Source organism: Bacteroides sp. GD17, from assembly GCF_038448625.1.
Classification (GTDB): Bacteria; Bacteroidota; Bacteroidia; order Bacteroidales; family Bacteroidaceae; genus Bacteroides.
In genome coordinates, this window is the sequence record NZ_JBCEZS010000019.1 from 1 (window position 1) to 26,131 (window position 26,131).

General features: G+C 51.3%; 25 protein-coding genes. 18 read left to right on the top strand and 7 right to left on the bottom strand.

Features of this window, described 5'->3' with window-relative positions:
* The 14 genes from AAE250_RS21265 to AAE250_RS21330 form a co-directional block, all read left to right on the top strand.
* A partial coding sequence (locus AAE250_RS21265; RefSeq protein ID WP_342289429.1) for a FimB/Mfa2 family fimbrial subunit occupies positions 1–836 on the top strand: 836 nt, incomplete at its 5' end.
* Positions 837–878: 42 nt separating this feature from the next.
* A complete protein-coding gene (locus AAE250_RS21270) occupies positions 879–1,790 on the top strand; it encodes a fimbrillin family protein (RefSeq protein WP_342289430.1) in 912 nt (303 codons plus the stop codon).
* A 34-nt stretch (positions 1,791–1,824) separates the two neighbouring features.
* A complete protein-coding gene (locus tag AAE250_RS21275; RefSeq protein ID WP_294602451.1) occupies positions 1,825–2,727 on the top strand; it encodes a fimbrillin family protein in 903 nt (300 codons plus the stop codon).
* A gap of 210 nt (positions 2,728–2,937) precedes the next feature.
* A complete protein-coding gene (locus tag AAE250_RS21280) occupies positions 2,938–3,102 on the top strand; it encodes a hypothetical protein (RefSeq protein WP_294602979.1) in 165 nt (54 codons plus the stop codon).
* Positions 3,095–3,655 carry a GNAT family N-acetyltransferase gene (locus AAE250_RS21285; protein WP_294602980.1) on the top strand — a complete coding sequence of 187 codons (561 nt, stop codon included), beginning with the start codon at positions 3,095–3,097 and terminating at the stop codon, positions 3,653–3,655. The genes AAE250_RS21280 and AAE250_RS21285 overlap by 8 nt, the downstream gene beginning before the upstream one ends.
* Before the next feature lie 111 nt (positions 3,656–3,766).
* A complete protein-coding gene (locus AAE250_RS21290) occupies positions 3,767–5,572 on the top strand; it encodes a fimbrillin family protein (RefSeq protein ID WP_294602981.1) in 1,806 nt (601 codons plus the stop codon).
* A gap of 14 nt (positions 5,573–5,586) precedes the next feature.
* Positions 5,587–7,173, top strand: coding sequence for a fimbrillin family protein (locus AAE250_RS21295; RefSeq protein ID WP_294602982.1), 1,587 nt, complete (start codon positions 5,587–5,589; stop codon positions 7,171–7,173).
* A 286-nt stretch (positions 7,174–7,459) separates the two neighbouring features.
* Complete coding sequence (locus AAE250_RS21300; RefSeq protein ID WP_294602984.1) at positions 7,460–7,909, top strand: hypothetical protein; 450 nt, start codon at positions 7,460–7,462, stop codon at positions 7,907–7,909.
* A 118-nt stretch (positions 7,910–8,027) separates the two neighbouring features.
* Entirely contained in the window at positions 8,028–8,333 is a 306-nt protein-coding gene (locus AAE250_RS21305; RefSeq protein WP_294602986.1) for a DUF4248 domain-containing protein, read from the top strand.
* A 238-nt stretch (positions 8,334–8,571) separates the two neighbouring features.
* Entirely contained in the window at positions 8,572–9,225 is a 654-nt protein-coding gene (locus tag AAE250_RS21310) for a hypothetical protein (RefSeq protein ID WP_294602988.1), read from the top strand.
* Positions 9,215–10,603, top strand: coding sequence for a replicative DNA helicase (gene dnaB / locus AAE250_RS21315; protein WP_294602990.1), 1,389 nt, complete (start codon positions 9,215–9,217; stop codon positions 10,601–10,603). The genes AAE250_RS21310 and dnaB overlap by 11 nt, the downstream gene beginning before the upstream one ends.
* 140 nt (positions 10,604–10,743) lie before the next feature.
* On the top strand, positions 10,744–11,271 hold the full coding sequence (locus tag AAE250_RS21320) for an HU family DNA-binding protein (protein ID WP_294601744.1): 528 nt from the start codon (positions 10,744–10,746) through the stop codon (positions 11,269–11,271).
* A gap of 148 nt (positions 11,272–11,419) precedes the next feature.
* Complete coding sequence (locus tag AAE250_RS21325; protein ID WP_294601746.1) at positions 11,420–11,521, top strand: smalltalk protein; 102 nt, start codon at positions 11,420–11,422, stop codon at positions 11,519–11,521.
* Between the two features lie 59 nt (positions 11,522–11,580).
* Positions 11,581–12,069, top strand: coding sequence for an N-acetylmuramoyl-L-alanine amidase (locus tag AAE250_RS21330; protein ID WP_294602992.1), 489 nt, complete (start codon positions 11,581–11,583; stop codon positions 12,067–12,069).
* On the opposite strand, the gene AAE250_RS21335 is transcribed toward AAE250_RS21330, so the two are convergent.
* The 4 genes from AAE250_RS21335 to nadB form a co-directional block, all read right to left on the bottom strand.
* On the bottom strand, positions 12,052–13,326 hold the full coding sequence (locus tag AAE250_RS21335) for an ATP-binding protein (RefSeq protein WP_294602993.1): 1,275 nt from the start codon (positions 13,324–13,326) through the stop codon (positions 12,052–12,054). The two genes, AAE250_RS21330 and AAE250_RS21335, sit on opposite strands and share 18 nt — an antisense overlap.
* Positions 13,327–13,484: 158 nt before the next feature.
* Positions 13,485–15,656, bottom strand: coding sequence for a DUF3857 domain-containing protein (locus AAE250_RS21340; RefSeq protein ID WP_294602994.1), 2,172 nt, complete (start codon positions 15,654–15,656; stop codon positions 13,485–13,487).
* A 9-nt stretch (positions 15,657–15,665) separates the two neighbouring features.
* Entirely contained in the window at positions 15,666–17,480 is a 1,815-nt protein-coding gene (locus AAE250_RS21345) for a transglutaminase-like domain-containing protein (RefSeq protein WP_294602995.1), read from the bottom strand.
* A gap of 20 nt (positions 17,481–17,500) precedes the next feature.
* A complete protein-coding gene (nadB, locus tag AAE250_RS21350) occupies positions 17,501–19,072 on the bottom strand; it encodes an L-aspartate oxidase (RefSeq protein WP_294602997.1) in 1,572 nt (523 codons plus the stop codon).
* 108 nt (positions 19,073–19,180) lie between these two features.
* Between nadB and AAE250_RS21355 the strand changes: the two genes are divergently transcribed.
* Positions 19,181–19,576, top strand: coding sequence for a PH domain-containing protein (locus AAE250_RS21355; RefSeq protein ID WP_294602998.1), 396 nt, complete (start codon positions 19,181–19,183; stop codon positions 19,574–19,576).
* Between the two features lie 78 nt (positions 19,577–19,654).
* Positions 19,655–20,401: a LytR/AlgR family response regulator transcription factor gene (locus tag AAE250_RS21360; protein ID WP_294603000.1), complete on the top strand. Its 747-nt coding sequence runs from the start codon at positions 19,655–19,657 to the stop codon at positions 20,399–20,401.
* Positions 20,402–20,554: 153 nt separating this feature from the next.
* Here AAE250_RS21360 and AAE250_RS21365 read toward each other — a convergent pair whose 3' ends face one another.
* The gene (locus AAE250_RS21365) at positions 20,555–21,766 is read right to left on the bottom strand and encodes an OmpP1/FadL family transporter (protein ID WP_294603002.1); all 1,212 of its coding nucleotides are present in this window, start codon (positions 21,764–21,766) and stop codon (positions 20,555–20,557) included.
* Complete coding sequence (locus tag AAE250_RS21370) at positions 21,763–23,079, bottom strand: DUF4270 family protein (RefSeq protein WP_294603004.1); 1,317 nt, start codon at positions 23,077–23,079, stop codon at positions 21,763–21,765. Before AAE250_RS21370 ends, AAE250_RS21365 begins: the two co-directional genes overlap by 4 nt.
* 202 nt (positions 23,080–23,281) lie before the next feature.
* On the opposite strand from AAE250_RS21370, the gene AAE250_RS21375 reads away from it, so the two are divergent.
* Together AAE250_RS21375 and AAE250_RS21380 are read left to right on the top strand one after the other, a co-directional pair.
* The gene (locus AAE250_RS21375; RefSeq protein ID WP_294603005.1) at positions 23,282–24,331 is read left to right on the top strand and encodes a Kelch repeat-containing protein; all 1,050 of its coding nucleotides are present in this window, start codon (positions 23,282–23,284) and stop codon (positions 24,329–24,331) included.
* Positions 24,332–24,665: 334 nt separating this feature from the next.
* Positions 24,666–25,043, top strand: coding sequence for a DUF4907 domain-containing protein (locus AAE250_RS21380; protein ID WP_342289431.1), 378 nt, complete (start codon positions 24,666–24,668; stop codon positions 25,041–25,043).
* Positions 25,044–25,148: 105 nt separating this feature from the next.
* Here AAE250_RS21380 and AAE250_RS21385 read toward each other — a convergent pair whose 3' ends face one another.
* Entirely contained in the window at positions 25,149–26,084 is a 936-nt protein-coding gene (locus AAE250_RS21385) for a hypothetical protein (protein ID WP_294603218.1), read from the bottom strand.
* Positions 26,085–26,131 lie beyond the last annotated feature (47 nt).

Consider the following 26,131-nt stretch of genomic DNA (forward strand, 5'->3'; position numbering starts at 1 on the left):
TATCCCATTCATTAAGCAGTTGTTCAAAGGACGATCCTTCCAACACGCCGCATCCCGACGAAGGCGCGGTTGTGGTCACTACCGACTGGAACGCCCGCTCGTCGGATGCCGTACTACCGGATAACTACATCCTGCGCATTGGTGCACAAGAGCAGACCGTCAGCGGAGTAACGAACGCTTTCCATGCGCTGTTTCTTCCCGGCGAACAAGAACTTCTGGTCTATCATCAAGCCGAAGGAATCACTATCAGCGGAAACACCGCCACGGTAAACACACTGTCGGACGGCATGCTGGAACCCTTGCCCGGCTACTTGTTCTCTGCCTCCCGTAAACTGGAAATCGTGAAAGACGATACGCTGAAAGTAACCGTACCGATGCAGCAACGCATCCGCCGCCTGGCGTTGTCGCTGCAGTTGAAGCCCGATGACGAACAACGTATCGCCCATACTGCCGCTACTCTGATGGGCATCGCCTCTACCATAGATTTGACCACCGGAGCCATCACGTCCACCGAAGGAAAAACCGTCATCCCAACATTCACTCTCCAAACAGACGGCAGCGGAACACGCGCCGCAGGACAATCGCAGCTCAAAACTACCCTGTGCCTGCTGGGAGTGGTGACCGCAGAAAAGCAGATACTGACGATCGACGTTACCTTGCACGACGGATCTGTGCAGACCATCACCACCGACCTGACGGATATGCTGAAGAATTTCGGCAGCGACAGGAAGCCTTTGGAACTGGATGCCACGCTGGAACTGCCCACAGCAGCAGGCATGAGTGCCACTATCGCGGGCTGGAATGTGATAGACAACGGGGAAGTGGGAATTCATTGAGAATGAAAAATGAAAAGTTAAAAATCAAATAGAATAAATGATATGAAAAGACAGTTATTATGTATTTGTGTATCTGCTGCCTTGCTGGCGGGATGCACGGGCGACGGCGAAGCTACAGTACCGGACCGCGACGGACGAGTACCCCTGCAGGTGAATAGCGGCATCCATGTGCAGACGCGTGCCTACGATGACAAGTGGGAAACGGGCGATGCCATCGGCATCTACATGCTGGACGGTGAAACGGCCGAGAGTGAAAACAACCGCTACACCACCGCCGCCGATAAACAGGCGACCGGCAGCTTCTCTGCCGCCGACGGACAGACCATCTACTTTCCCGCAAGTGGTGATGCAAGGGACTTCATCGCTTACTATCCCTGGCAGGACATCCCGAGGGGGAGCACCACGTACCGTGTGGACGTAGCCACCCAGGACCCGCAGCAAGCCATCGACCTGATGGGCGCCGCCAAAGTGACGGGCAAGGACAAGAGCGACCCGGAGGTAACATTCCGGTTCACCCACAAACTGGTGAAGCTGGTACTCACCATCCGGCCTGCCGCAGGGATGAGCAGCAGCAACCTGCAAGGGTTGAAAGTGACGCTCACCAACCAGCGCACTCAAGCGACGTATGACGTGCTGAAGAGGGACGACGTAACCGTTGATACGGATGTCGCTGCTACCGCCATCCCCCTGAAGACTGCCGCTGACGGAGCAAGCGCCGAAGGCATTGTACTGCCTGCCGCTGATACCGCCGACATGCTGCTGACCTTTACGTTAAGCGACGGCGGTACGCCTCTGACATGGGCCGTAAAAGACGCCCCGTTGTCCCGGCGGTTCGTTGCAGGCAGCAAATACCTGTATACCATCACCATCGGTAAGACCGACCTCGAAGTGACTTCCACCGTGACCGACTGGGCGCCGGGTAACGGCAGCGGCGAATCGGGCAGTGCCCAATGACAGAATGATAACAATTTAATTAAAAACCATAAAGATGAAAACAAGATTATTTATGACAATGGCTGCCGCCACGCTACTGCTGGCAGGTTGCAGCAACGACGAGAACGAACTGGATAACTGGAACGGTGAGATCCGCCTGAGTAGTGGCCTGGTGGTGCAGACACGTGCCAACACTGCTGCCGTGCCCGACAAGCAGATTGCAGAGGACGAACAGATAGGCGTCTACGTGACCGGCGTTTCGGGTGAAACCGATTACAACGGATATACCAACGTCTCCGCCACCGCCGACGGTGCAGGAAAGTTCAGCAATTACTCCACCACCATGTATTATCCTCAAAGCGGAAACGGTGTGCAGATTTCCGCCTATCACCCTTATGATAGCAGAACGGATGCCGACGAGTACGACTTCACAGTAGAAACCGTCCAATCCACGGCTGCCAATTACTTCAAGTCCGACTTGCTCTACTGCACTACGGCTACTTATGCCCGCAGCAAGGATGCGCATAACCTTACCTTCGACCATAAACTGGTGAAAGTGGTGTGTAACCTGACTGCCGGTGCCGGAAGCCCCGACATCACTAATGCAACTGTAGAAATTGTAACCCCGAAACGTGCCGTCAAGTTCAACCGGAAAACAGGTGCTGTAACTACTGCCGGTACACCTGCCAAAAGCGCCAATGTAACATTGGGACAATACGGTGCTATCATCGCTCCCCAGACTTATACCATGGGCACAAAGTTCCTGAAAGTAACTTTAGCCGGTGGCAGCGGTGCATTCTATTATACCATTCCTAAGGATGAAGCGAATTTGGATTTGGCCGCCGGCAGCATCTATACCTTTAACATCACCGTAGATCTTACCGGACTGACGGTTACTTCTGCAATCAATGAATGGACGCCGGTAACTACCAAGGACGGTACCGCCGTAATGGATTAAAACTTAATAACCTCAGCCACCGTCGGACACTTGTGTGCGTAAGTCCGGAGTGAGCTGCCTGTCAGGGGTAGCACTGACCACGTCGCTGTGGTCGGTGGCGCACAACGTAAGATATTGAAAACAAAAGCGTTCTTTGAAAGATTGTGTTGGAGATTCGGAAAGTAAAGCGTATCTTTGCATCGTAAATTAAATAGAAAGGAGGAAAGCTGTATGGCAAGACCTATCAAGGAAACCCCGATACTTTACGGGGAAGATGCCCGGAGATTCCTGGAACGGATGAAGAACCCGCCCAAGGAAACGAAGGAAGAGCGTGAACGCCGTTTGGCACATTATAGAGCTGTGATGCAATGGTTTGAAAATGGAAAGAATGAATAGATTGGACAACAAACTAAGCATACGAAAGCTTAATAAGAATGAAAAGGTAAACTCGTTCGATTGCGGAGATGCAGATTTGAACGAGTTTATTTTAAATGAATCGGTTCTCTACCGCAAAGCTTTGCTTGCTGTCAGTTATGTGGTGGAAGACTTGACAGACAGACAAGTTTTGGCCTACTTCAGTTTGGCAAACGACCGTGTATCACTAAGCGATTTCGGTAGCAAGACGGAATTCAATCGTTTTCGCAAGCATCGGTTCGTCAATGAGAAACGCCTGAAAAGTTATCCGGCAAGTAAAGTATGTCGTTTAGGCGTGGATCTTTCGGCAAAAGGTATGCGCATTGGTTCGTATCTTATCGACTTCATCAAGAGCTATTTTTTGGTGGACAACAAGACCGGTTGCCGTTTCCTGACCGTAGATGCATACGCCGATGCCATTCCTTTTTACTTGAAGAACGGCTTCGTTCCCTTGAATGATGAAGATGCTGATTCCGATACCCGTTTGCTGTATTTTGATTTGGCAACCATAGCCGATGATGAATTAGACGATTAAGCCTTTGTTTCGGCAGATTACAAATCTGTCGTTCTTTCACCCTCCAACACCTCTCCTTTCATCCCGAACGCTTATAACGACATTGTAGAAACAATAAAAATTATAAGCGATATGAACTATAACAATTTATTTCGGTCTCTCCGGCAGACAATGTACCACCGCCCTACAGCGGGGATGCTCACGGCGATGCTGATGATGCTCGCCGCCGCAGGATGTACGGACGATGCCGACAACGACAACCGCCTGCCGGACGGGAAATACCCCATAACATTCAGTGCCGCCGTGGACGGTTTGACCGTGAGTCGTGCCACAGGTAAAGACGCGTGGGCAGAGAACGACGAAGTAGCCATACAGATAAACGGTAAGACAAAAAAATACACAGCCGCATCCGATGGAAGTTTGACCGTAGCAGGCAGCGATGCTCCTTTCTACTGGCAAAGTACGGGCGACATTACCGTCAACGCCTGGTATCCCTATAATGACGGCACAAAACCCACCGATAGCGACTTGCGAGTGAAGGCCGACCAAACCACCGACAACAACTATCAGGAAAGCGACTATCTGGAAGCGGTGGATGCTACTGTGACGTTTAATCAAACGGCATCACTTGCTTTCAAACATCGCACGGCAAAGGTCGTAGTAACGCTGCAAGCAGGCGACTTCGTAACTGATTTAACCAGTGCTGCTGTTACATTTGTCAATCAAATAGGTGTAGACGGCAATGGAACAGAAGTCACCCCGAAAACAGAAACTACAAGCGGAGGCGTAACCACCTATTCCGCCCTTCTTATTCCTCAGAACATGCAGGGAAAGCAGTTCATTAAAGTGACCTTGGGCGGCAATACCTATTATTATACTCCGAAAGGTGCGGAGAACGCCAACCTCCGGGCAGGCTATGTTGAGAATTACACCATCACCGTGAAACAAAACGGGCTGTCGGTGGTATGGCAGCAAGGGGAGCAGATAGACTATACCCCCGAAGAAGCCACCACCTTTAAAATACATTTGAATGCTTTCACTGCACCGCAGAACACAAGCTATAAAGTAACTGATGCCGACGGAACAAAGTTGCAGGCAACCGATGGCGTATATACCTTGACAGGCAATGAACTGAATGTCTCTCTAACCGTTAATGAAGGCTATTTATTTGGTTTTTCTACAGACATAACAGGCGGCATAGGCAAACGGAAAAAAACACTGGCAAACAACACCTATACCTATACATTCTATGATATCCGGTCTGATTTATGGCTAAGCGCAGTGCAGGCTACAACCACTTCAAGCCCGACAGAATATACAAACGTATCCGTAGGCGACTATTTTTACTCGGATGGTACATGTTCCTCTGCTTTGGATAATAATAAAACTTGTATCGGCATTGTCTTCAAGGTCGGTGTCGGTCAAGGGGATAAGATAGATAATTATGATAGCTTCTTGACAGGTAATACCATTCACGGCTATGTGGCAGCTTTGATAAATGCCAATTCGGGACAGACATTGCAATGGAGTACTGCAAATGTGGCAACTGGCGTAAGTACCAGTCAGGAGAATTTCGACGGATACAGTAATACTCTAATTTTAAGGAAGAAAGATGATTCACAAAACAAATATCCAGCCGTGTGGGCTTGCATTTACAATAATAACATTTCTGCTCCCATATCTTCGAGCAGTTGGTATTTACCGTCTTATGCACAAATGAAAGAATTGAGTACCCAAGAAGACGATGAAAGTTTCGCGGCAAAATTAGAAGCAGTTCAGGGCTCTATAATGAAGGTTTGGGGTAATCCCGATTTCTGGACAAGTAGCGAGGACAATAATACTAACGTCTGGCATTTTTCTGGATATGAAGGCGGTACTTTCTGGAATGACCATGCAAAAACAAATTTTGATTATGTCCGTGCCGTATTAACCTTTTAACCCCGTAAATGAAGATGAAACATACCATTCTATCTATTCGTCTTGCAGCCTTTGCATCGCTTTTGTCCTTGCTGGGGGCTTGTAGCAGTGAGTTCAACGAACTGCCCGTGCAGGACAATCCTTCTGCTCCCCTTACCATTCGTGTAAATATGGACGGCTTTTCCGATGAACTTGAACCAAGTACCCGTGCCATTGACGACGGCGTGCATACTTTCTTTCAGGATGGCGATTGCGTGGGGATTATTGCCATAAAGAGTGACGGGACTACGCAACAAACCGTTACCTATAATGCGACCAGCCGTTCATGGAAGGCAAGTGATAGTGATACCTATGATGATAGCGGTGCTACGACTTATGTCCCTTATTTCCCTTACGATGAGAATTTAACATTGACAGGTATCAGCGATGAGGCATCAGCCCTTGCCGCCATCAAAGCAGCCATTCAGCCGAAAGAAGACCAGCGCACCGCCGCTGCCTATCGTGCTTCCGACCTGCTGACAGGTAGTTGTACATACAGCGAAAATACACTCAGCATCAACTTGGCTCATGCCTATTCTTTATTGTGGTTGCAAGCCGGTACGGAATATTCCACTTCGGATGATTATATTTACCGTACTCCTTTAAGCGATGTGGTAGTGAATTTGAATGATAAGTTCTTGTACCCCAACTCCTCTATCGATGGTTACCGGTTGGTGACAGATAAAGGAACGTCCTCTCCATCGACTCTTGATATGACGTGGTTTTATACGCTTGCCGGTGGAAAGACTTATCAGATAACAGCCAATACTCTTCCCGATGCCGGCAAGTACCGTTTATACCGCAATGTAACCAGTGGTGGTCTTCGTCCGATAAAGGCCGGTGATTATTATTACTCCGACGGTGGGATTGTTCCCGGTGACACAGAGAATCCTCCGGCAGAAGGTTGTATCGGTATTGTTAGCTGTACGGATGTAAGCCGTATCGGTAAGGCGGCAGTCGCAAAGTTGAAAACATTGGGCGTACAGAAACCTCACGGTCTTGTAATGGCATTGACCAATGCTTCGGAAGGTTGCCGGTGGGGAGATTACTATAAAGATGAAAACAGTGATGGTAGCGACGGAACGCCTTTTAAGGATAATACCGACAAATTGAACAAACAATATAATAACGTTGACGGTTATGCCGAAACACATTGGATGTTCGATAAATTAAAAAATGGAGGATATAACCAAGAGACTTATAAGGCTTTCACTGTAGCCAGGAGCTACAATGTTGCCACTCCTGATAATACTACCGGTTGGTTTATTCCCAGTATAGGCCAGTGGTGGGATATTCTATCTAATTTGGGCGGGATAAATTTAAGTGAATATCAGGATAATAGTCAAGCCGGTTCTACATCTATATCAGGAGCTGCTCAAACAGCCGTAAATAATATGAATAAATATTTAGATAAAATCAGTGGCGCAACGATATTCAGCAAGGACACATATTTTTGGTCGAGTTCGGAGTACAGTAGCTACAATGCCTGCTCCGTGTATTTCAGCAGCGGTGGCGATCTCTACCTGAGCAACAACGGTAAGAACGACACCTTCTATAGGGTGCGGTGTGTTCTCGCTTTCTGAGTGCGACAAGAAGTCGTATAAGTAATTGTTTGTCATATAGTTATCTATAGCATAAACCTGCTATTCCGTTAGCAGAGCCTAGGGAAACATGCGTATTTAGTAATGAATGGGTATGAAGCTTTCCCGGAAAGAAAATCTCCATCATCACCTTTATAGCAAACGGATGATACGTTCCCCCCGAACACATCATCCGTTTACTATACATGCATCATCCGTTCTCCCTGAACGGATGATGTATTTTTTTTGAATAAACCATCAGTTATCAACTTTTAAAACAACATCTGAAATGAAAACAAAAAACAGCAACAACAAAGGAATGAAAATGACAGCCCAAGACCTGGAAGCCCTATTGGCCCGAAAGAAAGAACGCTATGCCGGGCAACAGGAACGAAAGGAAAAGCTGGAACAAACCATGCAGAACACCCGCAATGACATAGAACAACTGGAATACACACTACGCCAGCTGAAGCGTGCCGAAAAGCCCCGCAAATGCCGCTCCCGCTTCATTCCCCACGAGCGCATCGCCGCCTTCTTCTCCCACGCATCCCGCGTATTCAACCGCCTTCTTCTCCGCCTGAACCGGACACTGAACTATACCTGGTTCTGCCTCGTGCTCTGTTCCCGCTACACCATAGAAAGCCGCACTAAGCGCACCGGACACCGGTGCCTGACGCCTGCCACCGTACTGAGTTACTTCAAGAGGCAAAAGGAGGACTTCGTTACATGCCTGGATTGATTATTTTCGGACATACATCCTTCTCTGGAAAGTCTTTTTGGGGTAATCGAAATTTTTACCGTTAACGCATCCTGCCTAACTTCGCGGCGTATTAAACAAATAAAAAATTTATAGTAACATGAGTAAAAATCCGAATCATGACTGGCTGCTCGAAGGCTGCCATCACATCACAGACGTTGCAGTAGTCTATTTCCCCAATTATTCGTACACCACCTCGGCCGTAAAGGCCATGCGGCGCACCATCACCGAGCATGCCTTGCTGCTGCAGGAGCTCACCGCCGAAGGCTATACGCCCAAGACGCTGCATCTCACCCCGAAGCAGATAGACGTCATCGTGCGCTTCTGGGGAATGCCCGACCACGTGAAGGTGGCCGTAGACAAGAACCCATACCTGGCCGTTCCCAAAAAGTATGGAAAGATATAATGCATTTTAATGCATTAATTACTTTGTATACATAGTTACATGGTGGTGAAAGACGGGGTGAATGGCTTTTTCAAGCAATCTCCGTATCGGGCTGTGCCAGGGAGATAGCGCAAGGTCTCCGGGTGGTGGATCGGAGGGTGGCATTTTTCATCCTATTTTGCCGATTACAACCGGATAATTGCGCTGTCTCCGCCCGCACCTTACCTTTGCTGCATCAAATATTGAATAAGGAAAAGAAATGAGTGGATTAACCCTGGAGATCCTGAAAAAAGGCTATCTCCTCTTCCCCAAAGTACTCTTTGAGGAACAAATGAAAATGAGAACAAGTAAGCAAGCAGCGGGAAACTTCGAGGCTTTTGTCCTTGTACTGACACACGTCAACTACAGCACCGTGTCGTGCCGCGTCAAGGGCCATACCTTCGACTGCATGCGCGGCGAGTCCGTACTGACTATGAGCCACTGGATGCAGATCTTCGGCTGGAACCGCAACCGCACGCGCTACTTCTTCAACAAGATGTTCGGCTGCGGCATCATTGAGCGGCTGCTGAACCCCTACGTGTTGCATATCCGCATCCCCGACTACGATTTGCTGACGGGCAACGTCCGCCCGCAATCCGCAGCCCCGTCTTCACGGCCGGGCACTGCCCGCACCAAGGACGCGCCGGGACAGGACTTTGCCACCTTCTGGCAGAAGTATTACGACGTCACCGAGTACCCCAAGATCAACATCGGGCGGGCGCGCCGCGAGTGGAAGAAGCTGTCGCCGCAAGAGAAACTCCTCGCCATAGAGCGCATCGACGAGTACTACGACCACCTGTCCAACCTGAAATATTGCAAACAAGCCGCCAGCTATCTGGCCGATAAATCTTACAATGACGAGTATGACGACTGATACCCCCAACCACCACGACGCCGAACTGGAAGCTGCCATCCTGGGCGCCTGTCTGATAGAACGCACGGCCATGCCGCTGGTAGCCGACAAGCTGAAACCGGAAATGTTCTACGAAGAGAAATATGCCGAAATCTACGCTGCCCTGCTGAGCATGCACCACGACGGCAAGTCGATAGATATCCTGACTGTGAAGAATGAGCTTGCCACCCGTGGCAAGCTCGCCGCCGTGGGAGGCCCCTACGAACTGACGCGGCTCAGCTCGCTTGTAGCCTCGAGCGCCCACCTGGAATATCATGTACTCATCCTGCGCCAGATCTACATGCGGCGAAACATGCGCCTGGGCTTCCAGCAACTGCTTGCCATGAGCGCCGACGAATCCACGGACATCGACGACATCCTGGTAGAAGCCCACCATCTGCTGGAAGCCCTGGAGAACGAATGCGGTGTGAACGACCACCTGCGCCCCATGGACCGGCTGATGGCGGACACCCTGGTGCAGATAGAGAACCGCGTGGCGCATGGCAGCTGCGATGGTATCACGGGCATCCCCACCGGTCTGCACGACCTGGACCGCCTGACGGCAGGTTGGCAGCGGAGCGACTTGTACATCATCGCCGCCCGTCCCTCGGTGGGCAAGACGGCCTTTGCGCTGCACCTGGCACGTGCCGCCGCCACCGCAGGTCACCACGTAGCCGTCTACAGCCTCGAGATGCAGGGCGAGCGCCTGGGCGACCGCTGGCTGCTGGCTGCCACCGCGGACGTAGATCCGCAGCACCTGAAGAGCGGACAGCTGACGCCGGACGAGTTGCAGCAGGTGCGGCAGGCATCGGCCGAGTTGTCCGCCCTGCCCATCCATGTGGACGACCATGCGGTGATGGGCATGGACCAGGTACGGGCATCGGCACGGCTGCTGCAAAGCAAAGGGATGTGCGACATGGTAGTGGTGGACTACTTGCAGCTCTGCAACATGAAGTCCGACCAAAAGAACCGCAACCGCGAGCAGGAAGTGGCGCAGGCCAGCCGCAAGGCGAAGCTGCTTGCCAAGGAGCTGAACATCCCCGTGATATTGCTGAGCCAGCTGAACCGTGAGAGCGACGGAGGGTATAGCTCCGACCATCGTCCAGGGCTGCACCAGTTGCGCGAGAGCGGGGCGATAGAACAAGATGCTGATATGGTAATGCTGCTCTACCGGCCCGCCATGCACGGCAAGGCGATAGACAAGAAGAGTTCCTTACCCACGGAGGGCCTGGGAATAGTGATCGTGGCCAAGCACCGCAACGGGGAGACGAGGGAAGTGTATTTCCATCATAATGTCAGCCTGACGAAGCTGGTGGATCATGTGCCGCCGTTGGAGTGGATGATGAGGAATGCGAAGTAGAAGGATGCGTGCGAAATAAATTGAAGAATTAGTAGTAAATAATTGGCAAAATACTTGACTTCCGGTGTAGAATGTTGTATCTTTGTTGTGTGCTCAGAGCACGGAATTTTCTTAACTTAAACCTTAACTTTTTTAATTTTATGGAAGTAATTGTAGAGCGCTTCAAGCGCAGAAAGATTGTGAGTGACAAGAACTCGCAGGTGTTGTACTATCTTCGTCAAAAACCTAAGACATGCGGCACGGTGGATATCGATGTGTTGGCGGCAGCCATTCAGAAGAACTGCGCCATGACGAAGGGGGATGTGAAGCATGTGATCGAGGCGCTGGTGGAGGAAGTGCAGGCGAATCTTGCCAACGGGGACAAGGTGAAGCTGAACCAGCTGGGTACGTTTCACATAACGTTCCGCTGTCCCGGTGTGGAGACGTCGGAGAAGTGTACGGTGCGGAACATTTCGAAGGTGAATATCCGGTTTATTCCGGACAAAGGGTTGAAACTGGTGAACGGGAGTACTGCCGTGACGCGAAGCCCGGCGAATGTAGGGTTTACGCTGGATAAGCCGGAAGATGGCGGTTCGACAGGTGGCGGATCGGGAGAGGAGAAGCCGGGAGACGGCGGAAACACCGGCGGCGGTTCGGATGGGGACCAGAGTGAGAATCCGCTGGGTTGATAAATTTTTAGACATAAGAACAAAAGAACAGATTTAAGATGATTCTCTCTTTTGTCCTTTTGTTCTTCTGTCTTAAGAATATCTTCTGTCTTAAATGAGATTTTCTGTCAATCAATAATTTCTATTTATTTATATAAACCTAAACCTTATGAGTACGAAATCATCTACCTGGGACAAAATCTTGAAAGTGATAATCGCTATTGCCTCGGCTATTCTGGGCGCCGTCAGCGCCCATGCCATGACCAAATAGCGTCGCGACAAGATAACATCCCTTCCCTTTTCATTTTTCATTCTTAACTATTCATTCCAATGAGAGTCATCAATCTTATCGTTGTCCACTGTTCCGCCACCCGCAGCGACCGCTGCTATACGGAACACGACCTGACAACAGACCACCTGCGCCGGGGTTTCTCCGGCGCAGGCTATCATTATTACATCCGTAAGAACGGAGATATCAAGAGTTTACGCCCCGTTGACAAGCCCGGTGCGCATGCCAAAGGCCACAATGCGAATTCAATCGGTATCTGCTATGAAGGCGGCCTGGACGAACACGGCCGTCCTGCCGATACGCGTACTCCTTTTCAGAAGCACTCGCTGAGAGTTCTCGTCATGCTGCTGTTGAAAGATTATCCCGGTTCCCGCCTCTGCGGCCATCGCGACCTCAGTCCCGACCTGAACCACAACGGCGAGATAGAGCCCGAAGAATGGATCAAAGCCTGTCCCTGCTTCGATGCGGCGAGTATCCTTCAAAATCCGCCGCCACCGAATCCGGCATGTTTATTAGGAATATTCTCGTAGTAACCAGTCTATAATAGATACCATCTGTATAGTATGATTGTCTTCTTCGATCACTCTACTGTCAGTCATAGTTATAAGAGTCAGTTTATCACATTTTAAGTCTGCAGAAGCTCTACATAATGCCGATACTTCCCGGTTATAAGTTTTTGCAGAAGAAATATCAACCGACACCTGAATTAGTTCTTTTACATTATTTCCTTCACAAATCACGAAGTCAATCTCGTATTGCTCCCGATAATAGAAAACATCATAAAAGAGAGGCTTATTCCTTCTTAACAACTCAACATAAGTAATATTCTCTAACTTCCACCCTATGTTTTGTCCGGTCATAGCATCATCCCTCTCAGTAATAAAGGCTGTATCAACAACATAAGCTTTTTCATTGCGGATGCGCTCTTTACTTTTAAATGAGAATTTATGAATACCCAGCAAGAGATACGTCTGTTTTAAATATGAAACGTAGTTCTCTGCTGTATGTGAAGAACCAAAGCCAAAACGTTCTGCAAGGTCGGAATAGATAATCTCCTGACCGAAATTGTCAATCAGATAATTGGCAAGCATACGTAATGACTCTATGTACCTGACTTTAAAACGCTGCTGTATGTCTTTGCGTATGATGGAATCGAATAATCCCTGGATATATCCACGACTGTTTTTTACTTCGAGTAATTCGGGAAAACCTCCTTTCTTGAAATATTCTTCAAATGCAACTTTCTTGAAAGCTACTCCCTTGGTTGAGATATCTTTAGTATCTACTTTTCTATATTGGCAGAATTCTGCGAAAGAAAAAGGGTAAAGTTCAATCTGATTATATCGCCCGGTCAAATGCGTACTGAGCTCACTACTCAGCAGTTTAGCGTTAGAACCGGTTATGATAAGATGAATTTTCTGCCTAAGCAATCTGTTTACGAAAAGAAACCATTCTGCAATATTTTGTATTTCATCAAGAAATAAATATTGGAAGTTTCCGTATACCATATATATTGCTTCCAATAGTGAGTTTAAATCTTTGGAATCTAATTTATATAATCGTTCATCATCGAAATTTACATAGGCATAAGGTACGCCCTTTTCTTTTAGAATTTTATGGCAAATAGTTGATTTACCACTCCGGCGCACTCCTATGACAATTTGTGCTAAAGGGCTATCAATATCAAATAGACTTTCTTCTTTCCGGGAACATAAGTCTTCTGGATTGATTAATTTCAGTTCCTCTTTTTGGTCTGCTACAATTTGTGCATATTCGTTGATGTTCATAACAGTATGTTTTTATATCTCAGCAACAAAGATAGTCTTTTAAATGTCTACAACTGCACTATTTTGCCACTTTTTCGTTTTCAAACTGCACTATTATAGTTAATTTTCGTTTTGTAACTGCACTATTCATCACTTCACCTTCAGCATCCTCCTCCTTTTTATTTCTTCAGCACTACCGAAAGCCCTTCATAAGCTTTGGCAGCATCGATGATTTCGAGCAGCTTCTCCCAGTTCTCCACCGGTTCCATCTTATGCTCGAAGCGCTTTTCCGCTTTTATCGTCAGGACACCATTTCCGGTGGTGGCTTGGGCGGTGAAAGCGCCGCATTCGTTCTCCACTTTCATATTCAGCTTTTCCAGTCCTTCGGGGGAAACCTGGTATCCCTCGGGCAGGCGGACTGTGATGTCCCATCCGTAGCTGCGTGGCATTTCCCAGTAGATGTCTTCGCGACGTTGGCGTTGTTCGCCTTTAAATTCAAGTTGCGAACCTATCAGGCGACCTGCGGCGAGGACGAGGTTGGGGCCTGCCTTCTTTACATGCCCATCCAGCGTATAACCCACTTCGTAGGCAAAGGTCGTGCTGTCCGTACGGTTACCGATACTGAGGAGGCGGTAACTGATATCCGTACCTATCCCTTCGTCCGAGCCGTGGTAGCCGATGATTTCGCTTCGGTAACGCTCTTTCTCCTGTTCGCGTTCGCGGCGGTAGCTCTCGCGCAGGTCGGCATGGTATTTCTCTTTGGTTTCGTCGAAGATGGTGGTGGTGATGCCCAGCACGCGGCGCAGGGAGTTGTAGAGATCTTCGTCCAGCACGAGGTAGGGCTGGAATGGCTCTTTCAATGCACCGGTCCGCTCTTCCCGACGGTTGACGTGCATCGTGGTTCCGTCGATGGAGGCGGTGAGGATGGCCACGTCGCGGTTCTCTTCGGGACTCGCCGTGGGGAGGGTGGCCCGGAAATTACCATCCAGAATGGCTTCTTCGCCCTGCAGGTTGGCAGGGAGCTCGCCGGGGGCGGCGTAGCAGGCGGGAGGTGCGTAATACTTTCCGTTGGCTTCCAGCCGGATGAGCCAAACGGTGTAGTGGTAGCTGATGAGCTGGCGGAGGGGGACTTGCGTGTCTTTGGTGGTGATGCCTACCTGATGGCGTATGCCGACTTTCTCCAAGAGGTCGTGCATCAGCAGGATGAAGCTGGCAGGGGTGTAGTCGGCACTGGCTTCCATGTAGCGGTAGTAGCAGTATTGGTAGAGGTAGTCCATCAGTTTCTCATCGCTCCATCCCTCGGCCTGGCGGGCTTTGAGGGCTTTGGCTATTTCGTTTTTCCGTCCGCTGCGCAGGCCGGACCATTGGGTGCCGGGGGCTCTCATGGAGGCGCGGGTGTCATCGATAATCAGTTGCGGGTTGGGGTTGGCATGCAGTCCTTGTTGGCGGACGCTGGGAGGCATCCAGGCGTATGGAGTCTTGCTGTTGTAGATAAACATCTGAATCATGGGCATCTGCCGGGCAACGTTGTACCACAGACTGGGAAGGGGATGCCTGGGGACGATGGTCTTCAGGTCGAGGATGTAGTTCCCTTCGGCGTCGGTGCTTGGATCGAAGTCGGGGGCACCGTTCAGGCAGCGGTAGAAGGTGCTCAGTTTGGGGTCGATTTCGCAATGCACGGAGTAGGCAAGCATGGGGTATTGCCCGTTGAGGTAGAAGCTGAAAGGTTCCAGGTTCTGGTCGTTCAGGGTGGTGTATTTGGCGAAGAAGACGTCGATGATATCGCCTATCTCCAGTCCGGGAACGGCTACCTTTTGCCATTTTTCCCGGGTGTTGCGGCTTCGTGCCTGGTGGCTTTCGTCGGTTTCAAGGAACTCTTCGGGGTCTACTTCGTTGATGGTTCCGTCGGGTTTAAGGATACGTATGCCCAGCACACGTTGTTGTTCGTTGCGGGTGTAGCGCTCTTTCTCCTGCGAGAGGAAGCTGTATTCCGACATCTCTTCCAGGGCGCTTTGGCTGTTGATGTACACCAGTTGGCGGAAGATGCCGCGGCAGGTAATCTGCTGCTTGGTCAGTCCCACGCCCCACCAGTCGAGTTTGGTTTTGCGTGTCACTTCCAGGCGGTTGTGCGCGGCAAGGATGACGGCGGGGGCGTTCTTGTATTTCCCCGGTATGGATATGTTGTCGAAGCCGGGCAGCTCCATTGCCCATACTTCGTTGCGCACTTCGCGGGTGAGGGCGGCGTACTTGTCGTCTTCTTTCTGGGCGCTAGCGGCAGGGGCGGTGAGCAGGAACAGGAGCAGCAGGAGTAGGGGGCGTACTGCTTTCCGGGGGTGATGTGTTGCTTTCATACGGGGTGTTTATTTGATTACTATTTGTTCTTCACAAGCCTTCTTCCAGCGGCGCAGGGCATCGTTCCATGCAGGTATCAGTGCAAGAGGGATGTGCCTGTTACGTATCTCCATTACTTTGCGGAATAGGATGCGGTCTGCTTCTGCGTGGTAGGAACAGCTCAGCGTTCCCTGGTCGGTTTCTGTGCAGAAGTCCGGCGGCAGGTAGGAGACGGTTCGTCCCGGGGGAACGTCAATCACCACTTCGCGGACGGTGCGGCACCTCCACGGCAACAGATAATCCTGCCGGCGGCGGGTGGTGTCGACGGGTTGGGCAAAGAAATCGTCGTGCGGGTCGGGTTCGATGTAGAGTTCTTCGTCGGCGGACTGCACGGCGGTGGCATTGTTTACCTTACCCGTAAGGCGGAGGCAGGGAGCTTCGGGGCGTTCCTCTTCCAGCCGGATGTCTGTGGCATGGTAGTGGTGCTGCTTGTCGGCAAGCATGGTGCCGAGGAAGTCGTTTTGCAGATCTTTGGCGCGGCTGTGGTAGAGGCTGAGCATGATTTCCTTATTCTCGCCGGTGCATGTGCGGACGGCGGTGCCTTCCAGGGCCGGTTCATCGGTCAGGTGATAATGATAGCGGAGGCTGTCGGTGGCAGTGGGACTTTCCGGTTGGGGAAGGGGCTGCACGAGGCAGTTTGCTCCGTTCTCTATCAGTGCTTTCCGGCCTTGTATTCCTTGCGGGATGGTTTCCAGCGGGATGTAGCGATGGGTAGCGTCCAGACAATAGCTCTGTCCTTGGTGATAGAGAAGGCAGACGGCATGATTGATGGAGGCAAGCGTGGGCACTTCGTCGGGGGAGTAGGCGATGTGGTCTGTGCCGATATAAACCATCCGGGCATCGAAGCCTTGTGCCCGGAGCAGGGTGCGGAGCAGCAGCGCCATGCCTTTGCAGTCGCCGTAGCGTTTGCGCAGCACCTCGGCGGGACGGTCGGGCTGATGGCCTGCAAGGCCGCTTTCGAAGGCTACGTAGCGGATATTCTGCTGCACGTAGGAGTAGGTGCGGCGTATCTTCTCCATATCCGTGGAGCATCCGGCGGTGATTTCTGACAGCAGCGCTTCTGTCTGGGGGAGGGTGCAGTCTACATCCGCCAGCCTGCTCAGCCAGCGGTACATGTCTTGGGTATCAGAGAAAGAACCCGTTATCAGCAGGTGCGGGTAGAGGTAGCTGCTGCCGGGCGCATCGTCTTCTTTCTCCATGGCGGGCAGTGCTCTCAGGGTGTAGACAAAGACGGAGTCGCCTTCCTTGTTTACGCTCTTCTCGCACCGGATGCCGGGGGTGAAGTTCTTCTCTATCAGCCGGAAACGGGAGAGGGAGGCGGGAATGGTGACGGTGACGCGCTTCTCGCGGACGAAGTATTCTTCGGAGAAGTAGATTTGTGTAAAGTAGCGCAGGTCGTGAAAGGTACGGCCGAACTCTACGCCGGTCTTTTTGCCTTGCCGGTCCAGGTAGAGGTTGAAGTAACAGATGCGGGTATCGTCGAAGAATACGTTCTCCGGCGTGGCATTCCGGTGGATGGCTTTGGGGGCGAAGATGCCCTTGGCCCTGGCATTATCGAGGGAGATGAATTTGCCGTAATAGATGTAGGGCTGCACTTCTGCGCCCATGCGGAGGGCCTCGTATTCGGTTTCCCGGGCGTTGTGCACTACGACGTTGGCCCCTTCTTCCATAAAAACATAGCTGTCTTCACAGCTGTTGATGATGACATTGTCGTCCATCGTCTGGCTGTGAAGGCAGCTTGCTACCAAACAGAAAAGTATGAGTGCATGAAATCTCTTCCTCATGCTTCCGGGTTATTTTTGTGTTACTTCTTGGCGTGCGGATAATCCAGTGTGTAGTGCAGTCCGCGGCTTTCCTTGCGTTCCATGGCCTGGCGGGTAATCAGGTAACCCACATTAATCATGTTGCGCAGTTCGCAAAGTTCGCGGGTAGCCTTGCTGCTCTTGAAGAGTTTCTCCGTCTCCTCGTAGATAATGTCCAGACGGTTCCAGGCACGCGTCAGGCGGGTGTTGCTGCGGACGATGCCGACGTAGGCTTCCATAATCTGGTTTACTTCCTTCATACTCTGCGTTATCAGTACGCGTTCTTCGTTGGAGATGGTTCCTTCGTCGTTCCATTCGGGAATGTCCTCGTTGAATTCGTAACGCTCGAATACGCTCAGTGCATGCTTGGCGGCTGCATCGGCATAGACCACGGCTTCAATCAGTGAGTTAGAGGCCAGACGGTTTCCGCCATGCAGTCCGGTGCACGAGCACTCGCCGATGGCATACAGGCGGCGGATGCTGCTCTGTCCGTCCAGATCCACCTTGATACCGCCGCAGAGGTAGTGAGCGGCAGGGGCTACGGGGATGTAGTCTTTCGTGATGTCGATGCCTATCGAGAGGCATTTCTTATAGATGTTGGGGAAGTGGCGTTTGGTTTCCTCCGGGTCTTTGTGGGTGACGTCCAGGTAGACGTGTTCGTCGCCGCGCAGCTTCATTTCGTTGTCGATGGCACGTGCCACGATGTCGCGCGGGGCCAGTGAGAGGCGCGGGTCGTACTTCTGCATGAACTCTTTGCCGTCCATCGTGCGGAGTACGCCGCCGTAGCCGCGCATCGCTTCGGTGATGAGGAAGCAGGGACGGTCGCCCGGATGGTAGAGGGCGGTGGGGTGGAACTGGATGAACTCCATGTCCTTCACGGCACCTTTGGCACGGTATACCATCGCAATGCCGTCGCCCGTGGCAACCAGCGGGTTGGTGGTGTTGCGGTAGACTGCTTCGCAGCCGCCCGTGGCCATGATGGTCAGTTTGGAGAGGAAGGTGTCCACTTCGCCGGTGGCTTCGTTCAGCACGTAGGCGCCGTAGCACTTGATGCCCGGCGTGTAGCGGGTGACGATGATGCCCAAGTGGTGCTGGGTGATGATTTCCACAGCATAGAAATCGGTAAACACAGTGATATTGGGATGCTGCTTCACAGCTTCAATCAGGCTGGTTTGTATCTCTGCACCGGTATTGTCCTGGTGGTGCAGGATGCGGAACTCGGAGTGGCCGCCTTCCTTATGCAGGTCGAATTCTCCACTCTCTTTCTTGTCGAAGTTCACTCCCCACTTGATGAGCTCGTCTATCTGTTCGGGGGCGTTGCGTACAACTTTCTCTACGGCTTCGCGGTCGCTGATCCAGTCGCCTGCAATCATGGTGTCTTCGATATGCTTTTCAAAATTGTCTACTTTCAGATTGGTGACTGAGGCGATGCCCCCTTGCGCAAAATAGGTGTTTGACTCTTCCAGACCTGCCTTGCAGATGAGGGCTACTGTTCCTTTATGCGCTACTTTCAGCGCAAAACTCATACCGGCAATTCCGGAGCCGATAACGAGAAAATCGAACTTTCTTACCATAGGTTTGTATTTTTGATATTGCAAAACTACAAAATAACTACATTCCTTGTGCCATTTGTTCGCATTTATTCGTGGAAATACCTACCTTTATCGCAAAAATCTGACATTATGAACCGTATTTTCCATGCCCGCATTGCCATGGGGCAATATTTATTCTTGGTTTTGATAGGTTTCCTTGCTGTCTATGGCTTGTGGGAGAAGCGCATTGTAGTGGCAATTATCTCCATGCTTTGGCTGATAATCATGATTGAAAAACTGATTCATACTACTTATACGATAACGCCCGACGGGAAGCTGGTCTTGTTCTTCGGCCGCTTCTCGCGCGGCAAGGAAATCTTGTTGAAAGATATTGTTTCCGTAGAGCGAGCTTCGTCCATGCAGTTCGGTAAGTTTGCCGTGATGCGCTACGTGCTGGTGAAGTACAGGACAGGGAAGTGCGAGGCGCTGCTTCCGGTGAAGGAGGAGGAGTTTATCCGCTTGTTAACAAATAAATCATTACTATGAAGAAAACTTAATTTTCTTTCTTCCCCTTGCAGCCTTTCCGGACTGGGTGCGTCCATTCTCCAAAAAGAAAGAACAATCATGAATTTGAATTGCGCCATTTTGCATGCAGACCCGAAGGTTGCCGAGCAGTTAGAGGAATATATCGGTAAGATACCCTTTCTTTCACTATGCGGAAAATACGGAGATCCCCTTGAGGCACTGAAAGACTACTATGAGACGAAAGTAGAGGTTTACTTTGTCGGTATCTATCCGGTGGAAGAGGGCGGAATTAACGGGATGGATTTCTGCAGGCTATTGTCCTCGTCTACCCGCGTCATTTTCATTACAGATACCGATCGCCATGCTGCGGAGTGCTTCCGCCTCGATGCTTTGGACTACTTATCGGGCGAGATCAATTTCTCCATATTTTTTCAGTCGGTGAGCAAGGCTGCCCGCTGGTTCTCTTTGCAAGAGGGCAGCGCTGCCGGACAGAATCCCCCTAAGAACCGGGAAGAATCACCTAAAGTGATTTATATAAGATCAGACAGCCGCATCATGCGGTTGGACTTGGAGCAGATCAACTATATAGAAGGGTTGGGCGATTACGTCAAGATCTATTGCAAGGGAGCTTCCAAACCCATCCTGAGCCTGTGCAGCATGAAGTATATGGAAGAGAAACTTCCTGCCGATGCATTTATACGCATACACCGTTCTTTCATTGTCCGCCTGGACTGTATCAGTGCGATAGGGCGTGGCTCGGTAATGGTCGAACAGAAAGATGTACCTATCGGGGATGCGTACAGGGAACGGGTGAAGGGATATGTAGCGAGATTGTCGGTGCTGTAAGTTGCTGACTGACTGAAAGGTTTATGTCCCACTCATTCCCATCATAGTGGGACATCGGTTCCATTGTATTGGGAGCCCGGTTCCATTGTATTGGGAGTACCGTTCCATCGTATTGGGAATATGCTTCATTCGTATTGGGAATGAGCGGTGTCTTTATTTCAGCTTCGCCTTCGACAATCTCTCTCCGAACGTCAGATTCAGATTCAAGCTGAACCGGCTTTCCTGCATCAGATTCTTGCGCGAGTTTATCTGCTTCCGCCAGGTGGCACCCAGCGACAGGTACGAATACCGGATTGGGAAACTGGCGCCGCCGCTTACTTCCAGATACTGCATCTTCCCACCTTTCAGATTGATATAAGAATTACTGAACCCCACTCCTCCCATCAGCTCCGTAGAGCGCGGTAGGCGCGGGTTGGTGACGTAAATCCCTCCTACATTCACTTTATGCTGATTCTCGTACTTCATGGAAGTATAAGAAGAAGAGTTGCGGCTCCAGTCCAGGTAGTTGTAATCGGCCGTCAGCGTCCAGCGCTCCGTGGTCATGGAGAGGCCGGTGCCGAGGTGCATGGGCAGATATTGCGTGCGGTTGTGATAACTCTTGTCCACATTCTCGGGGGTAGAGGAATTGCTGTAGGTCAGCTTGTTATCGTGTTTTATTTGGAAAGAAGGCGCAAATACCACTCCTGCCGCCCACTTCCGCCGTCCGGCAGGATTGAACTCGTAATGTATCCCGAAGTCGGCATAGAAGGCACGTTTGGAGGACTCATACTCTACGAGGGCGCTTTCCTGCTTTTCGCTCTGCGTCACGGTTCCCATTATCATGCCCAGGTTCACGCCTACGGACAACTGCTGCGTCAGTGCAAAGGCATTGGTGAGGTAGCAACGGTACAATCCGCCCGTACCTTCGAACAGAGAGTAGGCATAGTTGCCGGGCATGCCTTCTATCTCTTCTTGGGTTTGGATGACGTAGCCCACGCTGCTGTAAGGCGCCGCGCCCACAATGGCGTACCAGCGGGGCAGAACGCGGAAGCCCATGCTGATGCGGTTGGGATTGCCCGTCGTGTTGGAGCTGTGGTCGCTCAGGAAGGAGTAGCGGGCATGGGAGGCCGATGCGCCTACATCGAAGGTGAAGCAGGTGGTATCCATGCGGGTGATGGCGGCGGGGTTCAGGGTGTTCTGGAATCCGATGCGGTTGAGGGCGATGCCGATGTTGCCCATGCCGGCGTAGCGGCCGCCTTCGCCGGCGCTGAGTTCGCCTACTCCGTACATGGAGGTGGGCAGGTTGGTGGTGTTTTGGGCTATGAGGGGGAGGCTTGCCGTGCAAAGACTGCACAGTAGCCAGAGGGTGGGGTAGGGACGTTTCATTTCTCGTTGTATATTTTAAGTCTTACATTTAATCTGCATTGGCGTTCCTGGTCGGGATCGTTGCTGAAGATTACCTGGTTGAAGGTTTTTACGGTTTCGTCGTCCGTCAGGCTCAGCAGCAGCTTCTGCCGGCGGATGCCCCATGTGCCGAAGTTGTTGCGGATGAACTTGGTGAGATCGAAGGAGTAGTAGGTATCGCGGCCGAAGAGCTCGTCTACGGTGAGATTGCCGGTCTGCACGGTGACGCCGTCGGTGCCGTAGACGTAGTCCTCGAGCACGTTGTTCTCGTCGGTGATGTAGAGGCGGATATCCTTGGGCAGTTGGTTCAGGCGGTTGTAGCTGTCCGCCAGGGGATAGAGGTAGAGAGTGGCGCTTTCTATGGAGACGATTTCGCCGGCATCTTGCAGGTTGTTCAGGTAGGGGAATTCTATTTGGTTGTAGAGTCCGGTGAGGCCTTGCATGTAGGCGCGCCTGCCCAGGTCGGTGGAGTGGATGAGGTTCTCGATGCCGCTCTGCAAGGGGGCGAGGGGAGTGCCGGTGCGGTCGTGGCGGATGCCGGTGTAGGCATGGTCGGTGTCGATGCTGAAGGCAAGCTTCTTCTCGGTGCGCTGGGTGGAGATTTCCTGATAGTGCAGGGTGATGCACATGGAGGAGTCGTTGGCCATGAAGCCGGTGATGCACTGTCCGCTGCTTTCGGCCACGAAGGCGAGGCCGGGGAAGTGTTGCCTGAATTTATCCTGGTTGTCGAGGTAGTCCTCTTGGGCTATGAGGTCGTCCAGCAGTTGTTGGCCCAGTCCGTCGGGCAGGCGGATTTCGAGCACTTTCTTCTCTCCGGGGCGGGGGGTGAAGGTGAAGCTGAAGAGAGGGGTGGTTTCGGTGGGGAGGACGGTATGGTTGTACAGTCCCTGGTCGTCGGTCAGGTCGATGGGCTGCTTCAGGCGGTAGACGGAGATGCGTTGCTGCGTCAGGGTATCGCCCCAGAAGTGGCCGGAGTGGGCCATTTTCAGGACGAGGGAGTCGAGGGTGTAGCTGTAGTTCTCGTTGGGGGTGAAGCTGTTGACGGAGTATTCGGTGTAGTAGGTGGCGGAGACGTCGCCCCAAGAATCGTCCTTGTAGTGACCCAGTTGGCAGATGCTGTCGCCTCGGGTCTCTATGGAGTCGAGGAGGATGGTGCTGATGTCTACTGTGCAGGTATCGGCGTAGGCGTTGTAGAAGGAACTGCTCGTCAGGCTCCGTCCCAGTCCGGAGTCCTCGTCCTGGCAGGAGCAGAGGGCGAGGGTGATTGTAATCAGGCTATAGAATAATTTCTTCATTGATTGGTACTGTTGTTATTTGTCCGCAAAGGAAAATGAAACTTTCCTGTCTTCCTACTAAAATCGTCCAGCGGGCGGTTTTTATCGGTAAAGGCGTTTAACGGGAATTTCGCCCCGTTTGTCGGTTCTTTTTGCAGATGCGTTTTGCTCCTCCTATCTTCGCAGCCATAATTATGGTAATTAAAACAATTTCGTAGAAACTATGAATCGACTATTATTAGGAATGATGCTCCCGGCAATTGCATGCCTCTTCGGCAGCTGTACGGAAGGTGATGAATACACGCAAGGTGTATGGATGAGGCGTTCGGACTTCGACGGTGTGGCGCGCTCGAGTGCCAGCAGTTTCACCATCGGCAATAAAGGCTATCTATGTTGTGGCTTTCGCGGCTCCAACAAGTCCTACCTGAAAGACCTCTGGATGTACAACATCGACGGCGACTACTGGACCCAATGCGCCGACATGCCCGATGCTGCTCAGGGCCGCCACAGTGCCGCCTCCTTTGCCCTGAACGGCAAAGGCTACATCACCACCGGCGCCATCAAGGAAGAGCCCAAGTACCTGACCGATACCTGGGAGTACGACCCCGATACCGACACCTGGACGCAGAAAGACGACTTCGGCGGCGGCATGCGAGACGGGGCACTGGCCTTCTCCGTAGGCGGATACGGATATGTAGGCGCCGGCTACAACGACAACTATCTGAAGGACTTCTACCGCTTCAACCCCAACGCCGCTGCCGGGCAGCAGTGGGAAATAGTGAACGGCTTCGGAGGCTACAAGCGCCGCTATGGTACGGCTTTCGTCATCAACGACGTAGCCTACATCTGCTGCGGGCAGAACAACAGCGTTGCCGTGGACGACTTATGGAAATTCGACGGCACCACCTGGACACAGCTTCGCGACATCGCCGACAACAATGCCGACGAGGATTATGACGACGATTATGCTATTGCACGCTATGCCACCGTCTCTTTCGTCATCGATGGCAAAGGCTACATCGCTACCGGTACCCGTAGCGGGGTGACCAGCGACTATTGGGTTTACGATCCCGTCAAAGACCTGTGGTCCGGCGATTCCGATGACGACTACACCCCTCTGACGGAAGTGCACAATGCTACGGGAGGTTCGTCGCGCAGCAATGCCGTCTCCTTCTCCACCGGCACGCGCGGCTTTGTGCTGACGGGAGCTTCGGGTACCAGTTACTTCGATGATGTTTATGAACTGTTGCCTTACGAGCAGGAGGATGTATGAAAAAGATAATTTAGGGGCGTAGCGCCCCGGCAAGGTTTCCATTCGGATTACTTGCGTAGCAAAGCCTGAAAGGCTTCCAGCTATCAGCCCAGGGCAACGCCCTGGGTAATAATGCACCTCTATCTCTGCGCCCTGAAAGGGCAAAAGCCCGTTATGCAATCTTATGCCCTTTCAGGGCGTAAGGTGAAGGGGCGTTCTTAAACCCAGGGCGTTGCCCTGGGCTGATAGATGAAAGCCCTTCAGGCTTTGCTGTGCAAGTAATCCGAATGGAAACCTTGCTCCAGCGCTACGCTGGTAAATTCCCATTTATTAAGCTATGATATACAAAATATAAATGATAAAGCTGATGTTTATTATGAAGATAGGTGTACTGTCCCTCGTGGCGGTATGCCTTTCTTGTTGCTCCGGCGGTAAGACTTCCGGCAGCAAGGATATGGCCGGTCAAGGGTTTGCCTGTCGTGCCGTGCAGGTAGAAGATGGTTATGGCTATATTGTACTCCATGGGTCGGACACGCTGATTTATCAGCCTTATATCCCTGCCGTAAGCGGTCACCAGCCGTTTGCCACAGAAGAAGATGCGTTGAAGACCGGCAAACTTGTATGCCGTAAACTTGATGAAGGCCAGCCTCCTACCCTAAGCAGGGAGGAAGTAAAGTCGTGCCTGACAGACACTGGCCTCTATCACGACAAAGACCAGTGTCTGTCCCGTTAAACACTGGCCTTTGTCACGACAGACACTGGTGTCTGTCATCACAAACACTGGCGTCTGTCGTGATGGGACAGACGCCAGTGCTTGTTAAGATGGGATTGTTTGGGTTTATTTTTCTTCCGGCAAGTCCTTGGTTTCGTGATGAAACTCCGAGTAGTCATAGGGATATCTCCTTGTGAATTTTCCCTTGAATTGACGCTCTGCACGGGTATCGGTGTTGACGATGGTCAGGGTGTAAGTTACCCGTAGGGACTTGTAGTAGATGTCCCCCCAATATATATTTGTTTTCATGGGTTCTAAAGTAGTCGGAAAGGGGACGTCTTTCAGCTCATTTTCCAATGTTGTGGAGAAGTTATCGTAAGTTATCATAGTAGTCCTGTCAAGCACTATTTCCCCGTTTTCTATCTTTAGGGGCACTGCCACTGTATGTGCGGTGTGTTCGCCTACCCAACTGAATGCACCGATTTCCGAACTTTGGAATGAGCAGTATATCCTGCCGTCTTCATAGGGATATAAGATGACCTTCATTGGAGTCTCAGAGTGATTATCGACAATTCTTACCCATTTGGAGCTTTGCATTTCCTTTTCTCCGTCCCCTTCTTCCAGGCTGTAAACAATCGACTTCAGCATGTAGGTGCTGGTGCACTGCTTCTGTCGTATGATGATCTGCTCCTTATAAAACCCCGTTTTCATTTCCAGGTTTATGATAATACCGCGTTCTTCTCCGTCGAAGTTATCTTCCACTTCGACGATGAGTGCATCCTCTTTTTCGCGCTTGATAGTAGCCCAGCTGTAGGAGACGGTTCCCAATCCTTCCAGCTGGGTGGAACCGCCGCCAATGATGTAATCTCCGTCAAGACCGGTTACGGAGGCTATGCGCCAGTCGCTGCGGTTCATGTTGATCTGCAGGGTGGTGGCATCACCTTCGAGGGTGGCCTCTTGGATGGATGCGAGGCGGTTGTCATCGTCATCGCTGCAAGCTGCCAGACAGCAGAGCAGAAGGGCGAACAGTGGGATTAACCGGGATAACTGTAGTGTTTTCATGTCGGATTATAGTTTAGTTTTTGCCAATTAACGCGCAGTCGTTGCGT

What these genes read in the sequence shown, in the direction of transcription:
- AAE250_RS21270 (WP_342289430.1), top strand. Translation starts at nt 879, where the DNA reads ATGAAAAGACAGTTATTATGTATTTGTGTATCTGCTGCCTTGCTGGCG.
- AAE250_RS21275 (WP_294602451.1), top strand. Translation starts at nt 1,825, where the DNA reads ATGAAAACAAGATTATTTATGACAATGGCTGCCGCCACGCTACTGCTG.
- AAE250_RS21280 (WP_294602979.1), top strand. Translation starts at nt 2,938, where the DNA reads ATGGCAAGACCTATCAAGGAAACCCCGATACTTTACGGGGAAGATGCC.
- AAE250_RS21285 (WP_294602980.1), top strand. Translation starts at nt 3,095, where the DNA reads ATGAATAGATTGGACAACAAACTAAGCATACGAAAGCTTAATAAGAAT.
- AAE250_RS21290 (WP_294602981.1), top strand. Translation starts at nt 3,767, where the DNA reads ATGAACTATAACAATTTATTTCGGTCTCTCCGGCAGACAATGTACCAC.
- AAE250_RS21295 (WP_294602982.1), top strand. Translation starts at nt 5,587, where the DNA reads ATGAAACATACCATTCTATCTATTCGTCTTGCAGCCTTTGCATCGCTT.
- AAE250_RS21300 (WP_294602984.1), top strand. Translation starts at nt 7,460, where the DNA reads ATGAAAACAAAAAACAGCAACAACAAAGGAATGAAAATGACAGCCCAA.
- AAE250_RS21305 (WP_294602986.1), top strand. Translation starts at nt 8,028, where the DNA reads ATGAGTAAAAATCCGAATCATGACTGGCTGCTCGAAGGCTGCCATCAC.
- AAE250_RS21310 (WP_294602988.1), top strand. Translation starts at nt 8,572, where the DNA reads ATGAGTGGATTAACCCTGGAGATCCTGAAAAAAGGCTATCTCCTCTTC.
- dnaB (WP_294602990.1), top strand. Translation starts at nt 9,215, where the DNA reads ATGACGACTGATACCCCCAACCACCACGACGCCGAACTGGAAGCTGCC.
- AAE250_RS21320 (WP_294601744.1), top strand. Translation starts at nt 10,744, where the DNA reads ATGGAAGTAATTGTAGAGCGCTTCAAGCGCAGAAAGATTGTGAGTGAC.
- AAE250_RS21325 (WP_294601746.1), top strand. Translation starts at nt 11,420, where the DNA reads ATGAGTACGAAATCATCTACCTGGGACAAAATCTTGAAAGTGATAATC.
- AAE250_RS21330 (WP_294602992.1), top strand. Translation starts at nt 11,581, where the DNA reads ATGAGAGTCATCAATCTTATCGTTGTCCACTGTTCCGCCACCCGCAGC.
- AAE250_RS21335 (WP_294602993.1), bottom strand. Translation starts at nt 13,326, where the DNA reads ATGAACATCAACGAATATGCACAAATTGTAGCAGACCAAAAAGAGGAA.
- AAE250_RS21340 (WP_294602994.1), bottom strand. Translation starts at nt 15,656, where the DNA reads ATGAAAGCAACACATCACCCCCGGAAAGCAGTACGCCCCCTACTCCTG.
- AAE250_RS21345 (WP_294602995.1), bottom strand. Translation starts at nt 17,480, where the DNA reads ATGAGGAAGAGATTTCATGCACTCATACTTTTCTGTTTGGTAGCAAGC.
- nadB (WP_294602997.1), bottom strand. Translation starts at nt 19,072, where the DNA reads ATGGTAAGAAAGTTCGATTTTCTCGTTATCGGCTCCGGAATTGCCGGT.
- AAE250_RS21355 (WP_294602998.1), top strand. Translation starts at nt 19,181, where the DNA reads ATGAACCGTATTTTCCATGCCCGCATTGCCATGGGGCAATATTTATTC.
- AAE250_RS21360 (WP_294603000.1), top strand. Translation starts at nt 19,655, where the DNA reads ATGAATTTGAATTGCGCCATTTTGCATGCAGACCCGAAGGTTGCCGAG.
- AAE250_RS21365 (WP_294603002.1), bottom strand. Translation starts at nt 21,766, where the DNA reads ATGAAACGTCCCTACCCCACCCTCTGGCTACTGTGCAGTCTTTGCACG.
- AAE250_RS21370 (WP_294603004.1), bottom strand. Translation starts at nt 23,079, where the DNA reads ATGAAGAAATTATTCTATAGCCTGATTACAATCACCCTCGCCCTCTGC.
- AAE250_RS21375 (WP_294603005.1), top strand. Translation starts at nt 23,282, where the DNA reads ATGAATCGACTATTATTAGGAATGATGCTCCCGGCAATTGCATGCCTC.
- AAE250_RS21380 (WP_342289431.1), top strand. Translation starts at nt 24,666, where the DNA reads ATGATAAAGCTGATGTTTATTATGAAGATAGGTGTACTGTCCCTCGTG.
- AAE250_RS21385 (WP_294603218.1), bottom strand. Translation starts at nt 26,084, where the DNA reads ATGAAAACACTACAGTTATCCCGGTTAATCCCACTGTTCGCCCTTCTG.